Below are 21,328 nucleotides of genomic sequence, written 5' to 3' on the forward strand. Positions count from 1 at the left end.
CGGTACTCAGGCAGATAAGCAGGATATTACGGAGTAGTAACATTGGAAATTTACAGTAGCGAAGAACAACAGGTTGAAGCCATTAAACGCTTTTGGAATGATTATGGCAAAGCGATTTTGGGTGGTGTGGTTATCGGTTTGGCGGGTCTGTACGGCTGGCGCTATTTTCAGGCAGAGCAACGCAGTCAGGCAGAACAAATTTCAGCCGAGTATAGCCAGCTACTGGAACAGCAGCAAACAGAGGGCAGCGACTGGTTAGCCAGCGCCAAGGGCTTTATCGATGCACAGGGTGACACCAGCTACGCAGTATTTGCTGCCTTACTTGCTGCCCGCGAAGCAATTGACAGCCAGCAGCTGGCGGTTGCGGCAGAGCACTTAAGCTGGGTGATGAATAACGCAAAAGATACTCCGGTACAAGCTATTGCTCAGTTACGGCTGGCGCGGGTTCAGCGCGAGCAAGGTAACTATGCTGACGCCCTGGCTACCTTGCAGCTGCCGGTGCCGGAAAGCTTTATTGGCCAGCAAGCTGAATTAAGAGGCGACGTTCTGCAGCTAACGGGCGAGTTGGCTCAAGCGAAAGCAGCGTATCAGCAGGCGTTAGCCAGTAGCGAACAAGCCCGGCCATTATTACAGGTAAAACTGGATGAGTTGGCACATATTACAGCCAGTTAACAAGGGGTAGGCGTGAAATTATTCGGAAATATAACAGCGGCCGTTGTGGTGGCTCTGGCGTTAACTGCTTGCTCCAGTAAAGAAAAACTGGTTTTGCCAGATGTGCAAAATAGCATCAACCCGAAAAAAGTCTGGCAGAGCAAAGTGGGCAAGGGCGTGGCGCATTATGAGTCAGGCTTAAAGCCGGTCATTGTTGCAGACAAAGTTTATGCCGCCAGCCGCGATGGCATTGTGGTGGCTAAAAACCTGGTTAACGGCCGCACCTTATGGAGCTTTGACTTACGCAATGAAGGTGAGACATCTTTGCTGGCCCGGTTTAGTGGTGATAGCGCCCGGATTGCCGGTGGCGTAACCTTTAACAACAATACCTTGTACCTGGGCACTGAAGATGGTGAAGTATTTGCGCTGAATGCTGAAACCGGCGCGTTATTATGGCGGGTACCGGTCAAAGGTGAAGTTATTGCAAGCCCGGCAGTTGGTGAAGGTTTGCTGGTCGTTGCGACAACTGCTGGTACGCTGATTGCGCTGGATCCGGAAACTGGTGAGCAACGCTGGACATTTGACGATGAGCAGCCTGCTCTGACCATTCGTGGGGTCAGTGAGCCGGTGATCGAAGCGGGTGGGGTTATCTATGGTAGCGGCACTGGCCGGGTGGGCGTGTTAATTGCTGATCGTGGTTATCAGGCCTGGGAAGAAGCTATTGCTTCCCCACAGGGGAGTACCGATTTATCCCGGTTGGTCGATGTTGATGCCAAGCCAATTGTAGTCGCCGGTACCTTATATACTATTGCCTATAACGGTGAACTGGTAGCGATGGAGCTGCGCAGTGGCCGCCAGTTATGGAAACGCGATTATGCCAGTTTCCGCAATATGGTTGTGGCGGGCAACATTTTATATCTGGTCGATTCGACGGGTGGTATTTATGCTGTTGACCGGCGCAACGGTAGTGAACTGTGGGGCCAGCAAGGCTTACAACGCCACTTTTTAACCGGACCAACCGTTTATAAAGATTATCTGGTGGTGGGTGACAATAAAGGTAACCTGCACTGGCTGAACCGGGATAGTGGCGAATTCGTTGCCCGGCAAAGTTTGGACGGCTCGGGTTTTTACCGTGAAGCTGTGGCAAACGACGACTATATATTAGTGACAAGCCGCAATGGTGAGCTAGTCTTATTACAAGTACCTTAACCGGTACTCTAGGCATATAACTGAAGGAACAGGCCTGATTGGGCCTGTTTTCTTATTTCTGAGGTTGACTGAATGTTACCTGTAGTGGCCCTGGTGGGGCGCGCCAATGTTGGCAAATCCACGCTGTTTAATCGTTTAACCCGCACCCGGGACGCTCTGGTTGCAGACTTTCCCGGCTTAACCCGGGACCGCAAGTATGGCTCGGTCAACTTTGAGGGCATGGAGTTTATTGTGGTGGATACCGGCGGTATCGACGGCAATGAGCAAGGCATAGAAGTGGAAATGGCAGAGCAGTCATTAAAAGCCATTGCTGAGGCCGATGTGGTGTTATTTATGGTTGACGCCCGGGCTGGCGCGACCGTGGGCGACAGTGCCATTGCCGAGCATATTCGCCGGGTGGAAAAGCCCGTGTTTCTGGTGGCCAATAAAACCGACGGCCTGGATGCCGACAGCGCTGTGGCAGACTTTTACAGCCTGGGTATCGGTGAAGTCTATCCGATAGCGGCGGCCCATGGCCGCGGGGTGTCATCGTTGTTGCAACATGCGTTGTTGCCATTTCTGGCCGACAGCGTGCAGGCAGAGGCCGATGATGACGCCGAAGCCGATGCCGGCCCGGCGCTGGAAACCCTGACAGAAGAAGAGGCCGATGCGGAAGCTGCGCGGCTGCGTAGTGAGCATATAAAACTGGCGATTGTTGGCCGGCCGAATGTCGGTAAATCAACCCTGACCAACCGGATATTAGGCGAAGAGCGGGTAGTGGTTTTCGATATGCCCGGTACCACCCGCGACTCGGTTTTTATTCCGATGCAGCGCAATGAGCGCAATTACACCCTGATTGACACGGCCGGCGTGCGCCGTCGTGGCAAAATTGATGACATGGTCGAAAAATTCTCGGTGATTAAAACCCTGCAGGCCATTGAAGAGGCCAACGTGGTGTTGCTGGTGCTGGATGCACGCCAGGGCATTTCCGATCAGGACCTAAGCATTCTGGGCTTTGCGTTAAATGCCGGCCGTTCGTTAGTTATCGCGGTTAATAAATGGGACGGCCTGAATGACGGTATTAAAGATGAAGTAAAGCGCGAGCTGGACCGTCGGCTGGGCTTTATTGACTTCGCTCGTCTGCATTTTATTTCAGCTTTACATGGCTCGGGTGTCGGTAACTTATTTGAGTCGGTAGAAGAAGCCTTTGACTCGGCCACAAAACGGGTTAGTACCTCGTTACTTACCCGGATTATGAAAATGGCCCAGGAAGATCACCAGCCGCCGATGGTGCATGGCCGGCGGGTAAAATTGAAATACGCCCATGCCGGTGGTTATAACCCGCCTATTATTGTCATACATGGTAACCAGGTAAAAGACTTACCTGACTCTTACAAACGTTACTTAATGAACTACTATCGCAAAGCGCTGCAAATGATGGGCACGCCGGTGCGGGTGGAATTCCGGGAAGGTGAAAACCCCTTTACCCCGACCAAGAAAAACACCGAAACTGCGCTGCAGAAGTACAAGCGTGAGCGGCTAATGAAAGCGCGCCAGAAAGTGGCGAAAAAAGATTAACAGCAAGGATTAACTGATGAAATTTCGTTTTCCGGTTATTGTTATCGATGAAGATTTCCGTTCAGAAAATATTTCAGGTTCGGGCATTCGTGATTTGGCCCAGGCTATCGGCAGCCATGGTTTTGAGGTGGTTGGCTATACCAGCTATGTCGATTTAACCGCCTTTGCCCAGCAAGCCAGCCGTGCCTCATGCTTTATTCTATCGATAGACGATGAAGAGTTTGGTAGCGGCAGCGATGCTGATGTGAATACGGCGCTGACGGAGCTGCGGGCTTTTGTTAAAGAGGTACGCAAGCGTAACGCTGATATTCCGATTTTTCTATACGGTGAAACCCGCACCAGCCGCCATATTCCGAATGATGTACTGCGCGAGCTGCACGGCTTTATTCATATGTTTGAAGATACGCCGGAGTTTGTCGCCCGCCATATTATCCGCGAAGCACAAAAGTACCTGGATGCGTTAGCTCCGCCGTTTTTTAATGCCTTAATGGATTACGCTTCTGACGGCTCCTATTCCTGGCACTGTCCGGGCCACTCCGGTGGCGTGGCTTTTCTGAAAAGCCCGGTTGGTCAGATGTTTCACCAGTTCTTTGGCGAGAACATGCTGCGGGCTGATGTCTGTAATTCGGTAGACGAGTTAGGCCAGTTGCTGGACCATACCGGCCCGGTGGCGCAAAGTGAGCAAAACGCCGCCCGTATATTTAATGCTGATCATTTGTTTTTTGTGACCAATGGTACCTCTACCTCGAATAAAATGGTCTGGCATTCAGTCGTGGCGCCGGGTGATATTGTGGTGGTGGACCGTAACTGCCATAAGTCGATACTGCACTCGATTATTATGACCGGGGCAATACCGGTATTTTTAATGCCAACCCGCAACCATTACGGCATTATCGGTCCTATTCCTAAAGCCGAGTTTTCCCCTGAGGCCATTGCCAAGAAAATTGAAGCGAACCCTTTCGCCCGCAATGCTAAAAATAAAAAACCGCGTATTTTAACCATTACCCAAAGTACTTATGACGGTATTTTGTATAACGTGGAAGAGATTAAGCAGCAGTTGGGCTCAACCATCGACACCCTGCATTTTGACGAAGCCTGGCTGCCGCATGCCAGTTTCCACGATTTCTATAAAAATATGCACGCTATCGGTAAAGACCGGCCACGCTCGGATGAAACCCTGGTTTTCGCTACTCAGTCTACTCATAAGCTGCTGGCGGGTTTATCCCAGGCATCACAAATTCTGGTACAAAACGCCACCAACCGGAATTTAGATACCCACCGCTTTAACGAGTCGTATTTAATGCACAGCTCAACCAGCCCGCAGTATGCGATTATTGCCAGTTGCGATGTTGCCGCAGCAATGATGGAAGCACCGGGCGGTACCTCTCTGGTAGAAGAAAGCCTGCTGGAGGCTATCGATTTTCGCCGCGCCATGCGCAAAGTGGATGCCGAATTCGGCGATGACGACTGGTGGTTTAAAGTATGGGGCCCCGAGCACTTACCGGAAGAGGGGATTGGTGAGCGGGATAACTGGGTACTGCATGCCACTGACAGCTGGCATGGTTTCGGGCCAATAGAGTCGGGCTTTAATATTCTCGACCCGATTAAAGCCACCATTATTACCCCAGGCCTGAATATGCTGGGCCAGTTTGATGAGCAGGGTATTCCGGCCACTATTGTCAGTAAATATCTGGCTGAGCACGGTATTATCATTGAGAAAACCGGCCTGTACTCGTTCTTTATCATGTTTACCATTGGCATTACTAAGGGCCGCTGGAATTCAATGGTAACCGAACTACAGCAGTTTAAAGACGACTATGACCAAAACCTGCCGATGTGGCGGGTGATGCCGGAGTTTGTCGCCAAGCATCCGCGGTATGAGAAAGTGGGCTTGCGCGATTTATGTCAGCAAATTCACAATATCTACCGCCAGTTTGACGTGGCCAAAGTGACCACTGAGATGTACCTGTCGACTATTGAAACCGCGATGACCCCGGCCGATGCCTGGGCCAAAATGGCCCATCGCGAAATTGAACGGGTGTCGATAGATGATATTGCCGGCCGGGTAACTGCGATGTTAGTGACGCCATACCCACCGGGGATTCCGCTAATGGTGCCGGGCGAGCGCTTTAACGCCACCATTATTAACTATCTGAAGTTTACCCGCGCCTTTAATGGCCAGTTCCCGGGTTTTGAGACCGATGTGCATGGTCTGGTGCGGGAAACTATCGCTGGTGAGAGTCAGTACTTTATTGATGTGGTAAAAGAGTATCCTTAACCTGATAAGGGGATTGGCCAGTTAAAACAAGCCAATCCCTACCTATTGCAGCTACCTCAGTTCATATTTGCTAACAGTTTGTTGCTGTCTTTTTAGCGTCCTTTTGCTATGTTAGATGCTTAGTAACAGTGATGGAGCGGATTAATGAAAACGTGGCAAAAGGGATTGTTTGCAGCAGGCGTATTTGGGTTGGCCATTGTGGTATTTATTGCGATACAGGCTACCGCTACCCCACCACTGCAAAAAGATAAGTCAGGCTCGCTGGCTCCACTGGTTGTTACGCAACAATTGCAGGCACAGCCTCATCGTTTCGAGCTGCAACTCTGGGCGGAAGTAAAGCCCAAAGAACAAACTACCTTAACGCCGGAAGTGTCGGGGCGGGTTATCGCTTTAGATCCGAACTTTATTGCCGGAGGTGTTATTACCAAAGGCACGGTACTGGTGCAGCTGGATGATGCTGATTATCAGGTTGCCTTACTCAGTGCGCAGGCTGCTGTCGCCAGTGCCGAATCGGCGCTGTCTCAGGAGCAGGCACAGGCCCGGGTGGCTGAGCGGGAATTACAACATTTATCCCGGGATCAAATTACTGCTTTAGCATTACGCCAGCCTCAGCTGCTCAGTGCAGAAGCGGCATTAAAATCGGCTCAGGCGGGCCTGCAGAAAGCCCAACGCGACTTAGAACGTACCCGCATTACCGCCCCTTATGATGCCCTGGTGGTAAACCGCAACATTGGCTTAGGGCAGGTGGTCAGTTCCGGTACAGCGCTCGGCCAGCTATACAGCGTGGAACAGGCAGAGCTTTATGTCCCGGTGGCCAGCTTTGATCTGGCTTATTTACCCGCAGAACGTGCAGGTATTCCGGCCCAATTGAAAACTGAGCACTTTATTCGTGATGCTCAAGTAGTACGTGATTTGGGCCTGGTAAACAGCCAGACCAGAATGAGCCATTTGGTAGTGCAACTGGACGACCCTTATGCGGTACGCAGTGAGCAGCCGGTTATCCGTTTTGGCCAGTATGTGGAAGTGCGTCTGACCGGCCGGGTTGAAGATAACGTCTACACCATCCCGCAAGATGCGTTATCCAATGGTAAAGTCTGGTTATTGCAACCGGATATGACCATGGTTCAGCAAGAAGTCGAGGTTGTCCGCCAGACCGGTAAATTTGCTTATGTCAAAGCGGGCTTAACCGATGGCCAGCAGCTTATTTTAACAGTACCCAATTTCCCGCAAGCGGGGATGGCGGTGCGTACTACCCAAAGTGACAGTGAGCTGGTAAAAGCGGAGTAAATCATGCCCTATAATCCTGATAAAGGCATTATTGCCTGGTTTGCCCGTAACAGTGTTGCCGCTAATTTGCTGATGGTGTTTATCGTCATCATGGGGCTGGTTACCTATGCCACTATGCAACGCCAGATGTTTCCATCGGTGGAAGTCAATTATATCCATGTAAATGCCACTTTTCGCGGCGCCGCACCGCAGGAAATTGAAGAAGGCATTCTGATTAAAATAGAAGAAGCTCTGACCGATATTGAAGGCATTAAGCGTTATCGTAGTAATGCCTGGCGTGGTGGTGGCCGGGTCAGTATTGAGCTGGTACCTGGTACCGACATTTCCTCCCGCCTGGATCAGGTAAAACTGAAAATGGATGCCATCAGTACTTTTCCCAGTGCGATGGAGCCGTTAACCATTTATCAGGTAGAGTGGCGCCAGGATGCGGTTAACCTGGTGCTGACCGGGACTCAGGATCAATTGGCATTAAAAGCGATGGGGCGGCAGATAAAGAACGAATTGCTGCAACTGGAGAATATCAGTTTCGTTGATTTTGATGCGATGCCGGCCTGGGAAATAGGCATTGAAATTGAGCCTGCCACGCTTGAGCGTTATAACATCAGTTTACAGGATATCAGCAGGGCGATAGCCCAGCATTCTGACAATGTGTCTGCCGGGATGATCCGTTCTGACGCTGGCATGATCACTATCCGCTCTGAGCAACGCGCTTACCGGGCCGATGAATTTGCTGTGCTACCTATTATAACCGGACCGCAGGGTGAACAAATCCGGCTGGGTGATATTGCCAATATTTATGATGGTTTTGAAGAGCGCATTAACTATATGCGCTACGACGGTAAGCCTGCAGCCTTTATGAACGTAAAAGCTTCAGCAACGCAGTCGTTGCCTGATGTGGCGGCCAGCGTAAAACAGTATGTTGAGTTTAAAAACAAACAATTACAGGGTGATTATCAGCTACACAGTCTGGTAGATATGACCTACTACCTGAATGGCCGGCTTAATATGATGTGGAGCAATCTGCTGCAGGGCGCGGTCTTAGTGTTCTTAATGCTGATGCTGTTTTTACGTTTTAAAGTTGCCTTCTGGGTAATGCTGGGCTTACCTATAGCCTTTCTGGGCGCCATCTGGCTTATGCCGTTCGCCGGCGTCACGATCAATATCATCAGCCTGTTTGCGTTTATTATGGTGCTGGGCATCGTGGTTGATGACGCCATCGTTATAGGCGAAAGTGCGTATCACGAAACTGAGCTGCAAGGCCACAGTATTGATAATATCATCCGCGGTGCACAACGGGTTGCTACTCCGGCCACTTTTGGCGTGTTGACCACTATGGCGGTATTTGCGCCCTTTATGCTGGGCAACAGTATAGAAGCCAATGAATTTAAAGTTATTTCTATTGTGGTAGTGTGCTGTTTGTTTTTCAGTCTGGTTGAATCAAAACTGATATTGCCGGCGCATTTGGCTCATACTAAGTTAAAACCGGTGCCAGAGAATGGCTGGCGTATGCGGTTTAACAAGCGTTTTCAGGGGTTTATAGAGCGTCGTTATCAGCCGTTTTTGCAAGCTTGTATGGCGCATCGCTACGTTACTTTCGGCGTTTTTTTTGGCATCCTGCTCAGTGGTTTTGGCTTAATATCTGCCAACCATATCCGAACAGTAATGACTCCGCCCGTACCGCATGACTATCCGGAAATCCGCTTCGAAATGCATCAAAATGCTTCAGAGCAGCAAAGCCTGGCGATTTTGCAGCAGCTGGAGCAAATTGTCTACCAGCAAGATGCCATTGTACTGGAGCAAACCGGCAAACCGATGGTTAAACATGTGATGGCCTGGCTGAACAATCAGACCAGTGGCGCTGTATTAGTCACCCTGGTTGATGAAGAAGAGCGGCCTATTGGTGCCTTTGAGCTGGGCCGCCGCTGGCGGGAAAGCTTACCTGAACTGGCCGGGGTGCGCACTATTCAGGTCAGGGACGATTTATTCAGTGGTGGTGAACAACGGGAACTGGGTTATCGGTTGTTTGGTACCGATATTGAGCAGTTAAATGCTGCTGGCCATGCGTTAATCAGCGAATTAAGCAATATACCGGGCGTTTATGACTTAGGCTCCAGCATCGATTCAGGCAGCAAAGAGCTTAACCTGGAACTGAAGCCATTGGCCCATCAGTTGGGCTTAACCTCGACCTGGCTGGCGCAGCAGGTTGGCCATAGTTTTTATGGCATTGAAGCACAACGGATGATCCGCGACGGTGATGAAGTGCGGGTAATGGTCCGTTATCCGAAAGAACATCGGCAGCAGGTAGCATCACTGCAGCACACCCGTCTGAAACTACCAACCGGTGAGTATGTGATGCTCGGTGATGTCGCCCAGATTGCCGAGTTACCGGGAATTTCCCGGATTAACCGCGAGGCAGGCTTCAGAAACGTGCGGATTGAAGCCAGTGTTGATCAGGAGCAGGTGACAACGTCTGAAGTCGTCAAGCTGGTAAGAACTGATATCATGCCTGATTTACTGGAGCGTTTTCCCGGGGTTAAATCGGAGCTGGGTGGTCAGATAGAGGAACAGCAAAAACAACGCAACCAGATGATGCTGTATATGGTGGCCGGCTTGCTGTTGGTTTATATCCTGCTGGCTATTCCGTTGAAAAGCTATAGTCAGCCGGTGATTATTATGTCGGTGATCCCGTTTGGCATGACAGGGGCGTTATGGGCGCATTTCTTCCTTGGCTTTGACCTGTCGCTGTTCTCTTTCTTCGGCATGATTGCCGCAGCCGGGGTAGTGATTAACGACAGTCTGGTGTTTACCGATTATGTTAATCAGGCCCGCGACAGAGGTTTAACATTACGAGAAAGTATTATTTCTGCCGGCAGTATGCGGTTCAGGGCTATCTTGCTGACATCACTGACCACCTTCTTTGGTTTGGTGCCAATAATGTTTGAAACCAGCCTGCAAGCTCAGTTTGTTATACCAATGGCAATATCGCTGAGTTTTGCGGTGCTGTTTGCCACCTTAATTACCTTGATCCTGGTGCCTTGCTTCTACCTGATCCTGGAAGATATTAAGAGCCCGTTCCGGCGTCGCAGAGCAAAAGCTTTATTAAAACAGCAGGCAGAGGCCAGCGAAGTCGGGTAATGCTCCAGTTCAGGCTTTGTGGTCTGCTGACTGCAAAGCCTGAACTGACATAAAGTGAACCAGTAAAATAATGAGCGCTGCACTGAGTCAACAGCAGGCCAGAGCCATTAACTGCCGGTGCTTTGCGGGATCACTACTGCATTAATTTTGTCGTTGTACGAGAATACGGCTCTGAGTTGTTCCTGGCCATTGATAACCACTGAGCGATAGACCACGGTTTTAACTTTGTCATCTGAGCTAATCGCTTTATTAACAATAGATTCAATATCGTCGTTGTTACCGGCGTCAATTGACAACAAACAGATATAACTACCGCAATTAATATTATTAATCACCGCGCCGTTGTTAAACGCATTCGCCAGCTGCTGCTCCACATCTAACCGCACCTGAATATCATCATCATGCTGATAGGTTAAGTAACCAGCCAGCTCATCGAAGTTGTCGCTTAACAGCATGGCATCAACTTCATCCACGTTAAAGTAGCCATTTGCCAGGGCAGCAGCGGCAAAGCGCTGTGCTTGTTGGTTTAAGTCTGGTTCGTCTGCTGCTGAAGTGAGTTCATTGTTGCTGTCGTTAGCGATGATGGTGCTGGCACCATTGCTGATTGCTAATTTCGGAGTGGTAGTATCTTGCGGTCTGCCGGCGTTACGCTGTGTAGGCGCTTGCTGCTGCGTTAATGCGCTACCGGCACTCATAGCACCTGAGTGATTTGACGGGGCTGTAGTATCGGTCAAGCGCCCGCTAAACAGGCTAAAGTAACCAATAGTAGCAATGCCCGTGGCTACTACCAATGCTGGCCAATATTTCATATTGTGTTCCTTTTTTGCTTTAGCTTACTTTAGCAGACAGAAAAATTTATGTGAACATTTGGTGTGGTCGGTTCAATGACTAAATATTATTCTCAATAAAAATAAGCGCTTCAGATTATAGACATAGAGCAACCCGCGTTATACATTTGGGAAAATTCAATGGATGAAACTAAGCCAGTGACAACCCCCACACCACTTAATAAAACCCAGGCGCAGGCCAGAGCGGATCAGGTGCTGGCATTTCGGGCAGAGCAGCAACTATTAACCGAGCAAAGTGTGTTGGCACTGTCTGATGAGCAAGCGGCTAAAGTTCGGGACTATCACAATGATTTACTGCAGCAGCTGCAGCAAGGGCTGAACATCGATCTTAACGAGAAAGCCCGTCATTTGTCGCTGGGTATGCAAATTGTCTCTTTCCTTGGTGCCACCGCACTTGCTGCCAGTTTGTTCTTTCTGTTTTTCCAGTACTGGGGCTATTTCTCTACCGTTAGTCAGGTAGCGCTGTTGGTTACTGCGCCGTTATTGACTCTGGCGCTGGCGGTATGGCTGCAGCGGGTTGATTACTCGGGCTATTATGCAAAACTGGCTGCATTAGTATCTTTTACTGCCTTGGTACTAAATATTATTATGCTCGGTAGTATTTTTAACATCACGCCGTCGCCCAATGCCTTCGCGGTATTTTCATTATATGGGTTTGTATTAGCGTATCTGCTTCATGTCCGGTTATTGTTGGCGGCAGCGATGCTCTGCAGTTTTATGTTTATCGGGGCGCAGTTTGGCAGCTGGATGGGCAGCTACTGGGTGCACGCCGGCGAGTACCCCGAGCATTTTCTTTTCGCCAGTGCAATGTTCTTTATGTTGCCACTGTTGTGTAAACAGCAGCAGTTTGATGGCTTCGCCACTATTTATCAGACATTGTCGGCCGTGGTATTTTTTATTGCGGTGCTGGTTTTAGCCAATTGGGGCAGTGTCAGTTATTTGCCATGGTCAACCGATATCATTGAAGGCGTTTATCAGGTAGTGGGGTTTGCTGCCAGCGCACTGCTGGTGCTGTATGGTCTTCGCGCTCATGCAGCGAAACTTATGCTAACCGGCAATGTGTTCTTTGCCCTGTTTTTATATACCAAGTTTTTTGACTGGTGGTGGGATTGGTTACCCAAGTATCTGTTCTTTTTGCTGGTTGGCCTTACTGCAATTCTGGTGTTAATGATATTTAATCGTTTTCGCGCTGTGCAGCACACTAAGATGCAGTATATCGCGGAGCAACATGCCGGGGTGCAACATGGCTAACCGGATATCTAAAAAACTGTTATGGCTAGCCGTTGCTGTGGTACTGCTGGTAAATGGCCTGATACTTGGCAAAGTGTTTCTCAATCGCAGCGCAACAATAGCTGAACTGCCTTTAACGCAGCGGGAATTTCGCGTGCCTTATCAATATGGTTTTGCCGGCGAAAATTCAGGTAAACGTATCAGCCTGCAGTGGTCCACCCCTGTTCCTGAGCCAGTTAGTGACGAATGGCAATATCAATACCGGCATACTAACCGCGTTATTTCTGTTAGCGATGCCAACTTTGCCAGTTTTCAGTTTCAGCCATGTCAGCAACAACGTTACCGGCGACAGCAGAAAAAGGCGTGGGTGCTGCTGGAGTTTAACGGCCAAAGTTACGTTGATTACCGGGCAAAAGCAGAGCGCTATTATGCGTTAACGCAGCAGGCAAACCCTGAGCTTAGCGCCGACGCGCAGCTGAAACAGCAACAGCGGGCAGCAGAATTGCTGCAAGCAGCAAATGAGCGTGCTAGTCGTTTATATGTTATCGATGCTGCTGCTACCCCGGAGTTATTGCAAAAAGTGACCGCCCAGCGCCCAACCACGACTGACGGCACGCTGGTAATCGTGCCCGCCGAAATACAAACCAGCTATGGCCGCTGTACTAAAGCCAATGAGTCAAAACCTAATGAAATTATCGTTTACAGGCTGGCTGTGCAGTCGCTTTATGTGCCGAGGCAACTGGCAGCCAAACTGCCAGAAAACAATGACAATATCGAAAACAAGCCTTTGCGGGCGGTAATTTATTATGGCAAATTGCATGAGCCCTGGATTAGCGCTCTGAAATAAGTTTAACGTTGTTGGTATCAGGGATAAGCTTTAGCAGCTCGCGTTCAATGGCAAACACATGCTCATCCTTTTCATTCATATCCCGCAGCGCCTGTGCTAATTTCAGTAAGTATTCGCTATTGGGGCCACTGGGGCCCTCACTTTGGGCAATGTGGGCGGCGATTGCCTGGTCACTGGCGGGGCCCAGATAGGCCTCATTATCGGCGCTGGCTAAATACACTAAGCCTTCAGTCTGGCCTGGCTCGTCCAGCCAGTGCAAATCGGTAAATACCCGCAAGTAACCGTTTTTTTCGCGGTGATCTAAATGCTCAAAGGTGTCAGGCGTTACCTGATACGCCATACCAGCACAACGCTCGCCCGGCGCCTCTATCAGCGTTAGCACCCGACCAGGTGCCTCCGGCGTGCCGCGATGATCATGCGAGCCCTGCCAAAAGCGGCGCTGCCAGCCATATATACAGGCAGGCTTACGATTGAGAAAAGGAAAGTCAGCTTTGTAAATCAGCGAGCCATAACCAAACAGCCATAACGACTCCAGATGGTCCAACGGCTGGCGCTGTTTGTTCAGGTTAATGGTGTTGTGTGACATAAGGCTCCACTTAGCTAAATTAAGCTAAAAATGCATTTGGGTATTAACCAGCATGGTAGCAATATTATGTATGTGAATGCAGGCTAAGCGGCTTAAATATATTTTGGCACTGTGCTGCCTTTAAACTTCTAAAATTTATCGACTTGCTAAATCGGTCGTGGTAGCTTGTTTGTACCAATAAAAGAACTTATCGTTATAGAGATGTTATGGATTTGACTTCGGTTGGTTTTAAAAGCATTTGTAATCACACTAAGGGCTTTCGCTGAACTGCCAAAACATAAATACATAGTGTTTAACTTAAATAAGAAATAATGTTCAGGAACAGCTGATGAAAAAAATTCTACTGATAGTCGCAGTATTTTCAGGTGTACTAACAGGATTTTTATTTATCAATAAAGAGCCTGAGAATGCGAGCGCTTCTGTTGCTGCGCCAGGCGCAGTAGAAAAAACAAGCGGACATATTGCTGACTCTGCAGTAAGGCAGGGCGCACCTGCTGATAGTAATATTACGGACAATAATGCTGGGCGTCAGGTGCAAGAGAGCTCTGCAAACGACAATCAAATTGTCAATAATCAGACGTTTGATAGCCAGCGGTTTAACTCGCTGCTGTTTTCAGATGACTTTATGACAGAAACACCCAATTATATTACTGCTAACCAGACAAATGAGAGTGTTGAAAACCAGCTCTATCTTTACCAGACATTTTACGATTCACTTCGAAATACACCTGAATTTTCAAATTTATCACTGGAGCTGGCTGAGTGTGATATCGATCTTTGCATTGTGTCTCTGGCGGGTGTAGAGCAGCTCAGCAAAGATGAGATTTCACAATTAGAAGATGAGTTACTGTTTAACAAGCAAGGATTGTCTAAAGTAGCAGTGAATGGAGGCGGTGGTACTTATGGCATGGTTGAAAAAGACGGTTATAGCTATTTTCGGATTGTTTATATTACAAACTCAAGGTTTGTAGGAGTCAATTAGATATTACGACTTATTAAGATCCGAAAGGCCGTTTATCTATGCCGTTCGCCATTTGCTGGTATTGGGCGCTAATTTATTAAGATGACTTTGGCGATACTGATTGGGAGTCGAGCCTGTTATGGCCTTAAACGCTCTGGTAAAGGGGCCTACCGATGCAAAGCCACTTTCTAAACTCACTACTAAAATGGTCCAGTGTTGTTTGCCTGGATCTGACAATAGTCCGCAGGCATGCTCAATTCGAAGTTTGTTAATGAAATCATTGAAATTTTTCGCGTCTAGCTGCGAGCGAAGTGTTTTACTAATGCGATACTCTGGTACCTTCAGTTCACGCGCGATGTCGGCCACTTTTAAACTGGCTTGTAAAAATCGCTGCTCGTCCAATAGTAAGGTTTGAATGACCTTTGCAAATTGCTTTTCTGCGACACTTACCGGTTGGTCTGAATGCTGATTAACAGGTTTTTCTGGCTGCTGTTGAAAATGGCGTTTAACCACCATGGCTTGTGGCTCTACTACTGGTTTAAAACGCCAGTAAAGCAATAGTTGAGTGTTAATCAGCACCACTAAGGTAACCAGGCTTATCGACCATTGATGCAGTGTGGGGTTGTCAGCGAATATGTTGTTCAGAATAGTGCTGATGGCAACGGCTGAAACAATAGTGATTATAAAAAAACGACGCTGTGCTTGTTGTTGCGTGCTCGCAGCCCGGTAACCTCTAAATCCTTCCCACATCGTCAATACAATGATGCAAGAGGATAACAACCCGGTTAAATCACCAAGTAGATTATGGGCAAGTAGGTTGTCTGGCGTTATACCCAGCGCAGAAGAGACAAACAGATATCCCTGTTTTGCCATAATGAGCATGGCAATCGCCATAGCCATTAGAACATGGGGCAGGGTTATTGCGCCGGTTGACCTGAATAAACTGCGAGACAGTAACCAATAGGCGTTGCAGGTCGCGCACGTTGCCATACCAATTAGATATTGATAGGCGCCTATTTGTTCACCCGTTAGCTTTTTTAGGGCAATCATGGCAACCGAGCCACAAAAGACTGCAAAAATCAGGTGTGCTGTTTGTTTTTGTTTAACGAAAATTTGCGCGATGAGAAAAGCACTCGAGATCACAAGTAAGAACAAATTAACGTTGCTAGTCCACATAACAGGTTCCGCCAGTAAGCAAGGCTTATCATAGTAGCCTGTGACTGTAGTGCCCTCAAACGAATTTTGTAAGGACACATATCACTACAAATGTGTGCCGAATTTCAAATTCGGTGCGAAAAGCCCAATCAGGCATGCCACTATTTATTGAGAATCAATGTATTAATAGAGGGTGTTCAAGCATGCTGATGTCACAAACAAAAGTATTCTGGCCCAATCTGTCAGCAGATAAAGTGCTAAACGGCACGGTAAAAAGTTGGGTTTTTATTGCGCTTTTAGGGCAGTGGCTATTTGCCAGCTATATATTTGTGTTGTATGCCATGCCTGTGTTGGTTGGCGCGCCTGAGTTGGTGTCAACGCTATCGCCGACAACAGGAATGAAGAAAGACATTGGTGGCGACTTAAACGTGCTGTTTGCCCATATTTTACCTGCCATCATCATGGCATTGAGTGGATTATTGCAGTTGTTCCCCGCTATACGCCAACGTTTCCCTGTTTTTCATCGTTGGAATGGTCGACTGTTTTTTGTACTTGGAGTGGCGGGTGCCTTTACCGGCATGTATTTAACCTGGGTTGCTGGGTTACGTTTAAGTGATATAGGGGCTTTGGGGATAAGCTTAAATGGCATGTTGATCCCTATTTTTATAGCACTAGCCTGGTATACCGCCGTTACTAAACGCTTTGCCGCACATCAACGTTTTGCCATTCATAGTTTTATTCTGGTCAATGGCGTGTGGTTCTTCCGGCTCTATCTGATGGGCTGGTATGTGATCAATCAGGGACCCAATGGTAATACTCAGCATATCGACGGCCCGGCTGATATCGCTATATCTTTTCTGTGTTATTTAGCGCCGATGCTACTTGCTGAACTGGTGTTTTACGCCAAACGCTCCCGGTACGCCAAAATAAAGTGGTCAGTCACAGCGTTTGCAGCAGCAGGTTTGGTGTTTACCATTATAGGTGTTGCAGCAACAGGCATGATGATGTGGTGGCCGAGAATAGATGCGGTGTTTGGCGCACTTTAGTTCTGCAATACGTTATTAGCGGCGGGTTTAATTGCCGAAAGTACTTCTACTAACTGCCGTAAAACAACCAGGTCAATTGTTGCAAAATAATATACGAGGTGTAAACTTTGGTTTTATTTTGCGACAAGGGACTGTTTATGGCAACTATTCAATTACTCATTGGCGGTGCAACTCTTTTTCCAAGTACCAGCAATAAAGTACGAAAGAAACAAGAAATAGCAGGTGCGTCTGTTAAAGATAACAGCGTGACTATCGATCGGGTTTTAGCAGCGCGGATGCGTAATGCTACGATTGATGAAATGAAGAGACTTAACAATATATCTGTGCAGGAATTCCGAGTGATGCTGCTTGGTCAGGGCCTCAATCCTAAGAGATTTACTGATCGTCAACTTGAGCGGGCTGCTGAAATTGAAGCATTAAATTTAAGAAATATTGCGGTTCAATTACTAAAGGCTGATTTTCTTAAATCAGACATGCCCATGATTATTGCCGGAACGCCAAAAGGTGCTTTAGGTCTGGTTGCCAAAGTTCTGGGGCCTACAACGGTTGCCAGCGGCATGCCCATAGGCATTTCTCTATGGTGGACCTATGACTCGAATTTCAGAATTGAAGCAATCCATTATTCAGATAAAAATAATCATCAGGTAATTAATCCATGGAGCTAATTAAAAGTATTGCCTTTTTAGGGTTGTTAGTTGGCGCTGCAGCTTGTCAGGCTAAAAGCCAGAATTACATGGACTGCGAATGGAACATTCCAGCTGGCTTTAGTAAAAAAGCTGAGCTTCATTATCGCAATAGCGTTGATGAGGACGACTTGGAGAACTGGGTACCAGCGTCAATTATGTTTACCTCTTATACTGGCCCGGAGCGAGAATATTTCAGCAACCTTAGCAAAAGCGGCGATAGTGAAGTGTTGTTATTGGAGCATACCTCGCAGCCTGGTGATAAATATAAATATGTCTCGTCATTTATCCGCCAGGAAAGTTTTGGTATGCCCTTCACAGTAGCAGAGCTTAATATTATTAAAGACGACAAAATGCTGTCTATGTCAGGTCTTACCAAAGCCGACGCTATAACCATGACCAGCGGTTGCGCGGAGTTTTCTAAAGTAGAGCAACACTACGATGTACTGCAGCAAATAGAACATGGTTTCTCGGACTTTTTAAAAAGTGAACATGGTATGCAGGTTCTTGTACCTGAATAATTCTTTAAGATAAACGCCCAACCAGGTTTATTGAATAATGCCCGCACAATCGGTAGTTAGTGCTAAGCATCTAACAGGACATATTCTGGACATCACGTTTAGTGATGGCCATAACTCAGTAGTCGATTTTGCGCCCTTTATCTTCTCTGTTGGTCATCCGGATTATGAGCAGTATAAAAAGCTGGATAACTTTCTGGCTTACAAGTTAGATGATGGCAACCTCAATTGGGATGATTACACCATGATTTTTCCGGTTGAAGATCTATACCACAATCGTCTTATCAAACGCCCGGCATAACGGGCGTTCTAGAATTCAATGAATTGAGGCCAGCTCAAAATTAATCTGTACCCTTTAATCAGATTCACCTACCTTCTGAAACTTCACTAACCACCGCACTAAAACTCCCTTCGGCCAACTGGGTCGTAACACTATCACCTGCTTTTAAATCTTTGATACTGGTTAGCACCTGTTGCTGTGCGTTAAAGCTGATGCTGTAGCCGCGCGCTAAGGTTGCCAGTGGGCTTACAGTGTTTAGCTGGTTGCTTAAACGGCCGAGGGTTTGTTGCTGCTGCTTAAGTTGCAGGCCGATGCCGCGTTGCAGCCGTTGTTGTAGTTGCTGCAGTTGCTCGTGCTTTTGCTTAATGGCTTTAGCTGGTGATAAATGCTGCAGGCTTTGCTGCAAATACTGCTGCTGGCGTTTGGCATTGGCCAGTTGCTGCGTAATGGTGCGGTTTAAGCGCAGTTGCAGCTCGTCTAAGCGTTGTTGCTGTTGTTGTAAGCGCCGTTTCGGGTGCAGCGCTAACAGGCGTTGCTCCAGCTGTTTTAAATCTGGTTTCAGCCGGTTCAGCTGGCTGCGCTGCGCTTGCACCAGCGCGCTTTGTAAGCGGCGCAGCCGTTCCAGTAAATGACTTTGATCGGGCGATACCAGCTCGGCAGCGGCCGAGGGAGTCGGGGCACGCACGTCGGCGACAAAGTCGGTCAGGGCAAAATCTATCTCATGGCCCACGGCACTGACAATCGGAATAGGACAGGCGGCCACGGCGCGGGCCAACTGCTCGTCGTTAAAACACCATAAATCTTCCAGCGAACCGCCGCCGCGGCCAATAATAAGTACATCCACTTCGTTACGGCGAATGGCGGTGCTGAGCATCTGCCTGAGCTGGCCAGCGGCCTGTTCGCCCTGCACTAAGCAGGGGTAAATAATTACTTCAATACCCGGTGCGCGGCGCTGCAGCACGCTGACAATATCGCGAATGGCCGCGCCCGTTGGTGAGGTAATTACCCCCACCCGGTTAATATGGGCGGGCAGCGGCTGTTTACGTGTTTCATCAAACAGGCCCTCGGCCTGCAAGCGGTTTTTTAACTGCTCGTACTGCTGTTTTAACATGCCGTCGCCGGCCGGTTCAATCATTTCCGCTAACAGCTGATACTCGCCACGCGGCTCGTACACACTAATGCGCGCCCGGATTAACACCTGCTGGCCATTTTGTGGTTTTACTGAGGCATGGCGATTCGCCTGCTTAAACATCGCCACTTTTACCTGGGCGGCCTGATCTTTTAATGAGAAATACCAATGCCCCGATGCCGCCTGCACGAAATTAGACACTTCGCCCACCAGCCACAGCCGCTGAAACTGCAGCTCCAGAATAAGCCTGACTTCGCTGTTTAAACGGGAAACGGTATAAATATCGGGGTTTTGCATTAGTGGCCCAGGGTTAGCTGTTCTGGGGCTAGTTTACGCCAAGGCCTGCTGTTAACACAAAAAGAAAAAACCGATTGTTCTATCACCAACAATCCTTTAAAATAGCGCCGCAACATTCCCTATCTTTTCATCCTTCACAGCGAGATTGTTGCAATGCTCAGGATCAAGAAAGAAGCCCTTACCTTTGACGACGTGTTATTGGTACCGGCGCACTCTACTGTACTACCCCATACTGCGGATTTACGCACTCAACTGACCAAAAGCATCACGCTGAATATTCCTATGGTATCGGCCTCTATGGACACGGTAACCGAAGCCCGCTTAGCCATAGCGCTTGCACAGGAAGGCGGTCTGGGTTTTATTCATAAGAATATGACCATTGAAGAGCAGGCCGCAAATGTCCGCAAGGTGAAAAAATACGAAAGCGGTGTGGTCTCTGATCCGGTTACCGCCTCAGCTGATATGACAGTGCGTGAAGTGCAGGCGTTAGCCCAGCAGCATGGGTTTTCCGGTTTTCCGGTACTTGATAAAGAGCAGAACCTGGTCGGTATAGTTACCGGCCGGGATATGAGCTTTGAAGCTGATTTGCAAGCCAGCGTTACCTCTGTGATGACCCCGCTGGAGCGGCTGGTGACGGTCAATGAGAACGCCCCGCGCGAACAAGCCTTTAAACTGATGCACCAGCACCGGATTGAAAAAGTACTGGTGGTCGATGACAACTTTAAATTGAAAGGCCTGATCACGGTACGTGATTACTACAAAGCTGCCAGTAAACCTAATGCCTGTAAAGACGAATTAGGCCGGTTACGGGTTGGTGCTGCAGTGGGGGTTGGCCCGGGCACTGACGAGCGGATTGCAGCTTTGGTTGAAGCCGGCGTTGATATTCTGTTAATTGACACCTCGCATGGTCACTCGCAAGGCGTAATTGAGCGGGTAAAACAAACCCGTGCTCAGTACCCGGATTTGCAAATTGTCGCCGGTAACGTTGCCACCGCTGAAGGCGCTAAAGCCTTAGCTGAAGCCGGTGCCAATGCCGTAAAAGTAGGCATAGGCCCGGGTTCTATTTGTACCACCCGGATTGTTACCGGTTGTGGCGTGCCGCAAATTACTGCCATTTCTGATGCAGTAGAGGGCATAAAGGGCACTGATGTTTGCATTATTGCCGATGGCGGAATCCGGTTCTCCGGTGATGTTGCCAAAGCCTTAGTGGCTGGCGCGCACTGCGTGATGGTCGGTTCCATGTTTGCCGGTACTGAAGAAGCGCCGGGCGAAGTGGAGTTGTATCAGGGCCGTTATTACAAATCGTACCGCGGTATGGGCTCACTGGGGGCGATGGCACAGCGTAATGGCTCGTCAGACCGGTATTTTCAGGGCAGTAACAATGCCGAAAAACTGGTGCCGGAAGGCATTGAAGGCCGCGTGGCCTACAAAGGCCCGATTGAAAATATTATTCACCAGCAGATGGGTGGCCTACGCTCAGCTATGGGCTTAACCGGTAGCCCGGATATGCTGACCCTGCGTACCAAACCAGAGTTTGTTAAGGTTACCGCAGCCGGTATGGGTGAGTCGCACGTGCATGATGTGCAAATCACCAAGGAAGCGCCTAACTACCGGTTAGGCTGACAACATTC

At 48.7% G+C, this 21,328-nt stretch carries 18 protein-coding genes; 14 read left to right on the forward strand and 4 right to left on the reverse strand.

The genetic code is table 11. The features are described from left to right. Positions 1–42: 42 nt before the first annotated feature. From KG631_RS05700 to KG631_RS05725, 6 genes are all read left to right on the forward strand, one after another. Complete coding sequence (locus KG631_RS05700; protein ID WP_213996433.1) at positions 43–672, forward strand: tetratricopeptide repeat protein; 630 nt, start codon at positions 43–45, stop codon at positions 670–672. Between the two features lie 12 nt (positions 673–684). Beyond that, complete coding sequence (gene bamB, locus KG631_RS05705; RefSeq protein ID WP_213996440.1) at positions 685–1,860, forward strand: outer membrane protein assembly factor BamB; 1,176 nt, start codon at positions 685–687, stop codon at positions 1,858–1,860. 72 nt (positions 1,861–1,932) lie between these two features. Next, the gene (der, locus tag KG631_RS05710) at positions 1,933–3,417 is read left to right on the forward strand and encodes a ribosome biogenesis GTPase Der (RefSeq protein WP_213996448.1); all 1,485 of its coding nucleotides are present in this window, start codon (positions 1,933–1,935) and stop codon (positions 3,415–3,417) included. 16 nt (positions 3,418–3,433) lie between these two features. Then, on the forward strand, positions 3,434–5,695 hold the full coding sequence (locus KG631_RS05715) for an arginine/lysine/ornithine decarboxylase (protein ID WP_213996450.1): 2,262 nt from the start codon (positions 3,434–3,436) through the stop codon (positions 5,693–5,695). A 144-nt stretch (positions 5,696–5,839) separates the two neighbouring features. Next, positions 5,840–6,982 carry an efflux RND transporter periplasmic adaptor subunit gene (locus KG631_RS05720; RefSeq protein ID WP_213996454.1) on the forward strand — a complete coding sequence of 381 codons (1,143 nt, stop codon included), beginning with the start codon at positions 5,840–5,842 and terminating at the stop codon, positions 6,980–6,982. Positions 6,983–6,985: 3 nt separating this feature from the next. After that, positions 6,986–10,117 (forward strand): efflux RND transporter permease subunit, encoded by a 3,132-nt coding sequence (locus KG631_RS05725; RefSeq protein ID WP_213996459.1) that lies wholly within the window; start codon positions 6,986–6,988, stop codon positions 10,115–10,117. A gap of 107 nt (positions 10,118–10,224) precedes the next feature. On the opposite strand, the gene KG631_RS05730 is transcribed toward KG631_RS05725, so the two are convergent. Then, positions 10,225–10,926, reverse strand: coding sequence for a hypothetical protein (locus KG631_RS05730; protein ID WP_213996461.1), 702 nt, complete (start codon positions 10,924–10,926; stop codon positions 10,225–10,227). 159 nt (positions 10,927–11,085) lie between these two features. Between KG631_RS05730 and KG631_RS05735 the strand changes: the two genes are divergently transcribed. After that, the gene (locus KG631_RS05735; protein WP_213996462.1) at positions 11,086–12,216 is read left to right on the forward strand and encodes a DUF2157 domain-containing protein; all 1,131 of its coding nucleotides are present in this window, start codon (positions 11,086–11,088) and stop codon (positions 12,214–12,216) included. Further along, positions 12,209–13,042, forward strand: coding sequence for a DUF4824 family protein (locus tag KG631_RS05740; RefSeq protein ID WP_213996464.1), 834 nt, complete (start codon positions 12,209–12,211; stop codon positions 13,040–13,042). Before KG631_RS05735 ends, KG631_RS05740 begins: the two co-directional genes overlap by 8 nt. Here KG631_RS05740 and KG631_RS05745 read toward each other — a convergent pair. Continuing rightward, entirely contained in the window at positions 13,026–13,628 is a 603-nt protein-coding gene (locus KG631_RS05745) for a gamma-glutamylcyclotransferase (RefSeq protein ID WP_213996467.1), read from the reverse strand. The two genes, KG631_RS05740 and KG631_RS05745, sit on opposite strands and share 17 nt — an antisense overlap. Before the next feature lie 328 nt (positions 13,629–13,956). Here KG631_RS05745 and KG631_RS05750 point away from each other — a divergent pair, with 328 nt between their 5' ends. Beyond that, positions 13,957–14,610: a hypothetical protein gene (locus KG631_RS05750; RefSeq protein WP_213996469.1), complete on the forward strand. Its 654-nt coding sequence runs from the start codon at positions 13,957–13,959 to the stop codon at positions 14,608–14,610. Between the two features lie 36 nt (positions 14,611–14,646). On the opposite strand, the gene KG631_RS05755 is transcribed toward KG631_RS05750, so the two are convergent. Next, positions 14,647–15,765, reverse strand: coding sequence for a response regulator transcription factor (locus tag KG631_RS05755; RefSeq protein WP_213996474.1), 1,119 nt, complete (start codon positions 15,763–15,765; stop codon positions 14,647–14,649). A 188-nt stretch (positions 15,766–15,953) separates the two neighbouring features. Between KG631_RS05755 and KG631_RS05760 the strand changes: the two genes are divergently transcribed. The 4 genes from KG631_RS05760 (at position 15,954) to KG631_RS05775 (ending at position 18,292) form a co-directional block, all read left to right on the forward strand. After that, positions 15,954–16,790, forward strand: a complete 837-nt coding sequence (locus KG631_RS05760) for a DUF2306 domain-containing protein (protein ID WP_213996475.1) — start codon at positions 15,954–15,956, stop codon at positions 16,788–16,790. Positions 16,791–16,927: 137 nt separating this feature from the next. Then, the gene (locus KG631_RS05765) at positions 16,928–17,455 is read left to right on the forward strand and encodes a hypothetical protein (RefSeq protein ID WP_213996483.1); all 528 of its coding nucleotides are present in this window, start codon (positions 16,928–16,930) and stop codon (positions 17,453–17,455) included. Further along, entirely contained in the window at positions 17,446–17,994 is a 549-nt protein-coding gene (locus tag KG631_RS05770; RefSeq protein WP_213996488.1) for a hypothetical protein, read from the forward strand. Before KG631_RS05765 ends, KG631_RS05770 begins: the two co-directional genes overlap by 10 nt. Before the next feature lie 37 nt (positions 17,995–18,031). After that, positions 18,032–18,292 (forward strand): DUF2442 domain-containing protein, encoded by a 261-nt coding sequence (locus KG631_RS05775; RefSeq protein WP_213996494.1) that lies wholly within the window; start codon positions 18,032–18,034, stop codon positions 18,290–18,292. Positions 18,293–18,356: 64 nt separating this feature from the next. Here KG631_RS05775 and xseA read toward each other — a convergent pair whose 3' ends face one another. Beyond that, on the reverse strand, positions 18,357–19,697 hold the full coding sequence (gene xseA / locus KG631_RS05780; protein ID WP_213996497.1) for an exodeoxyribonuclease VII large subunit: 1,341 nt from the start codon (positions 19,695–19,697) through the stop codon (positions 18,357–18,359). Between the two features lie 153 nt (positions 19,698–19,850). On the opposite strand from xseA, the gene guaB reads away from it, so the two are divergent. After that, a complete protein-coding gene (gene guaB, locus KG631_RS05785) occupies positions 19,851–21,320 on the forward strand; it encodes an IMP dehydrogenase (RefSeq protein ID WP_213996502.1) in 1,470 nt (489 codons plus the stop codon). The last annotated feature ends 8 nt before the right edge of the window (positions 21,321–21,328 follow it).

The sequence above is a fragment of the Arsukibacterium sp. genome (genome assembly GCF_018402695.1).
GTDB lineage: Bacteria > Pseudomonadota > Gammaproteobacteria > Enterobacterales > Alteromonadaceae > Alishewanella.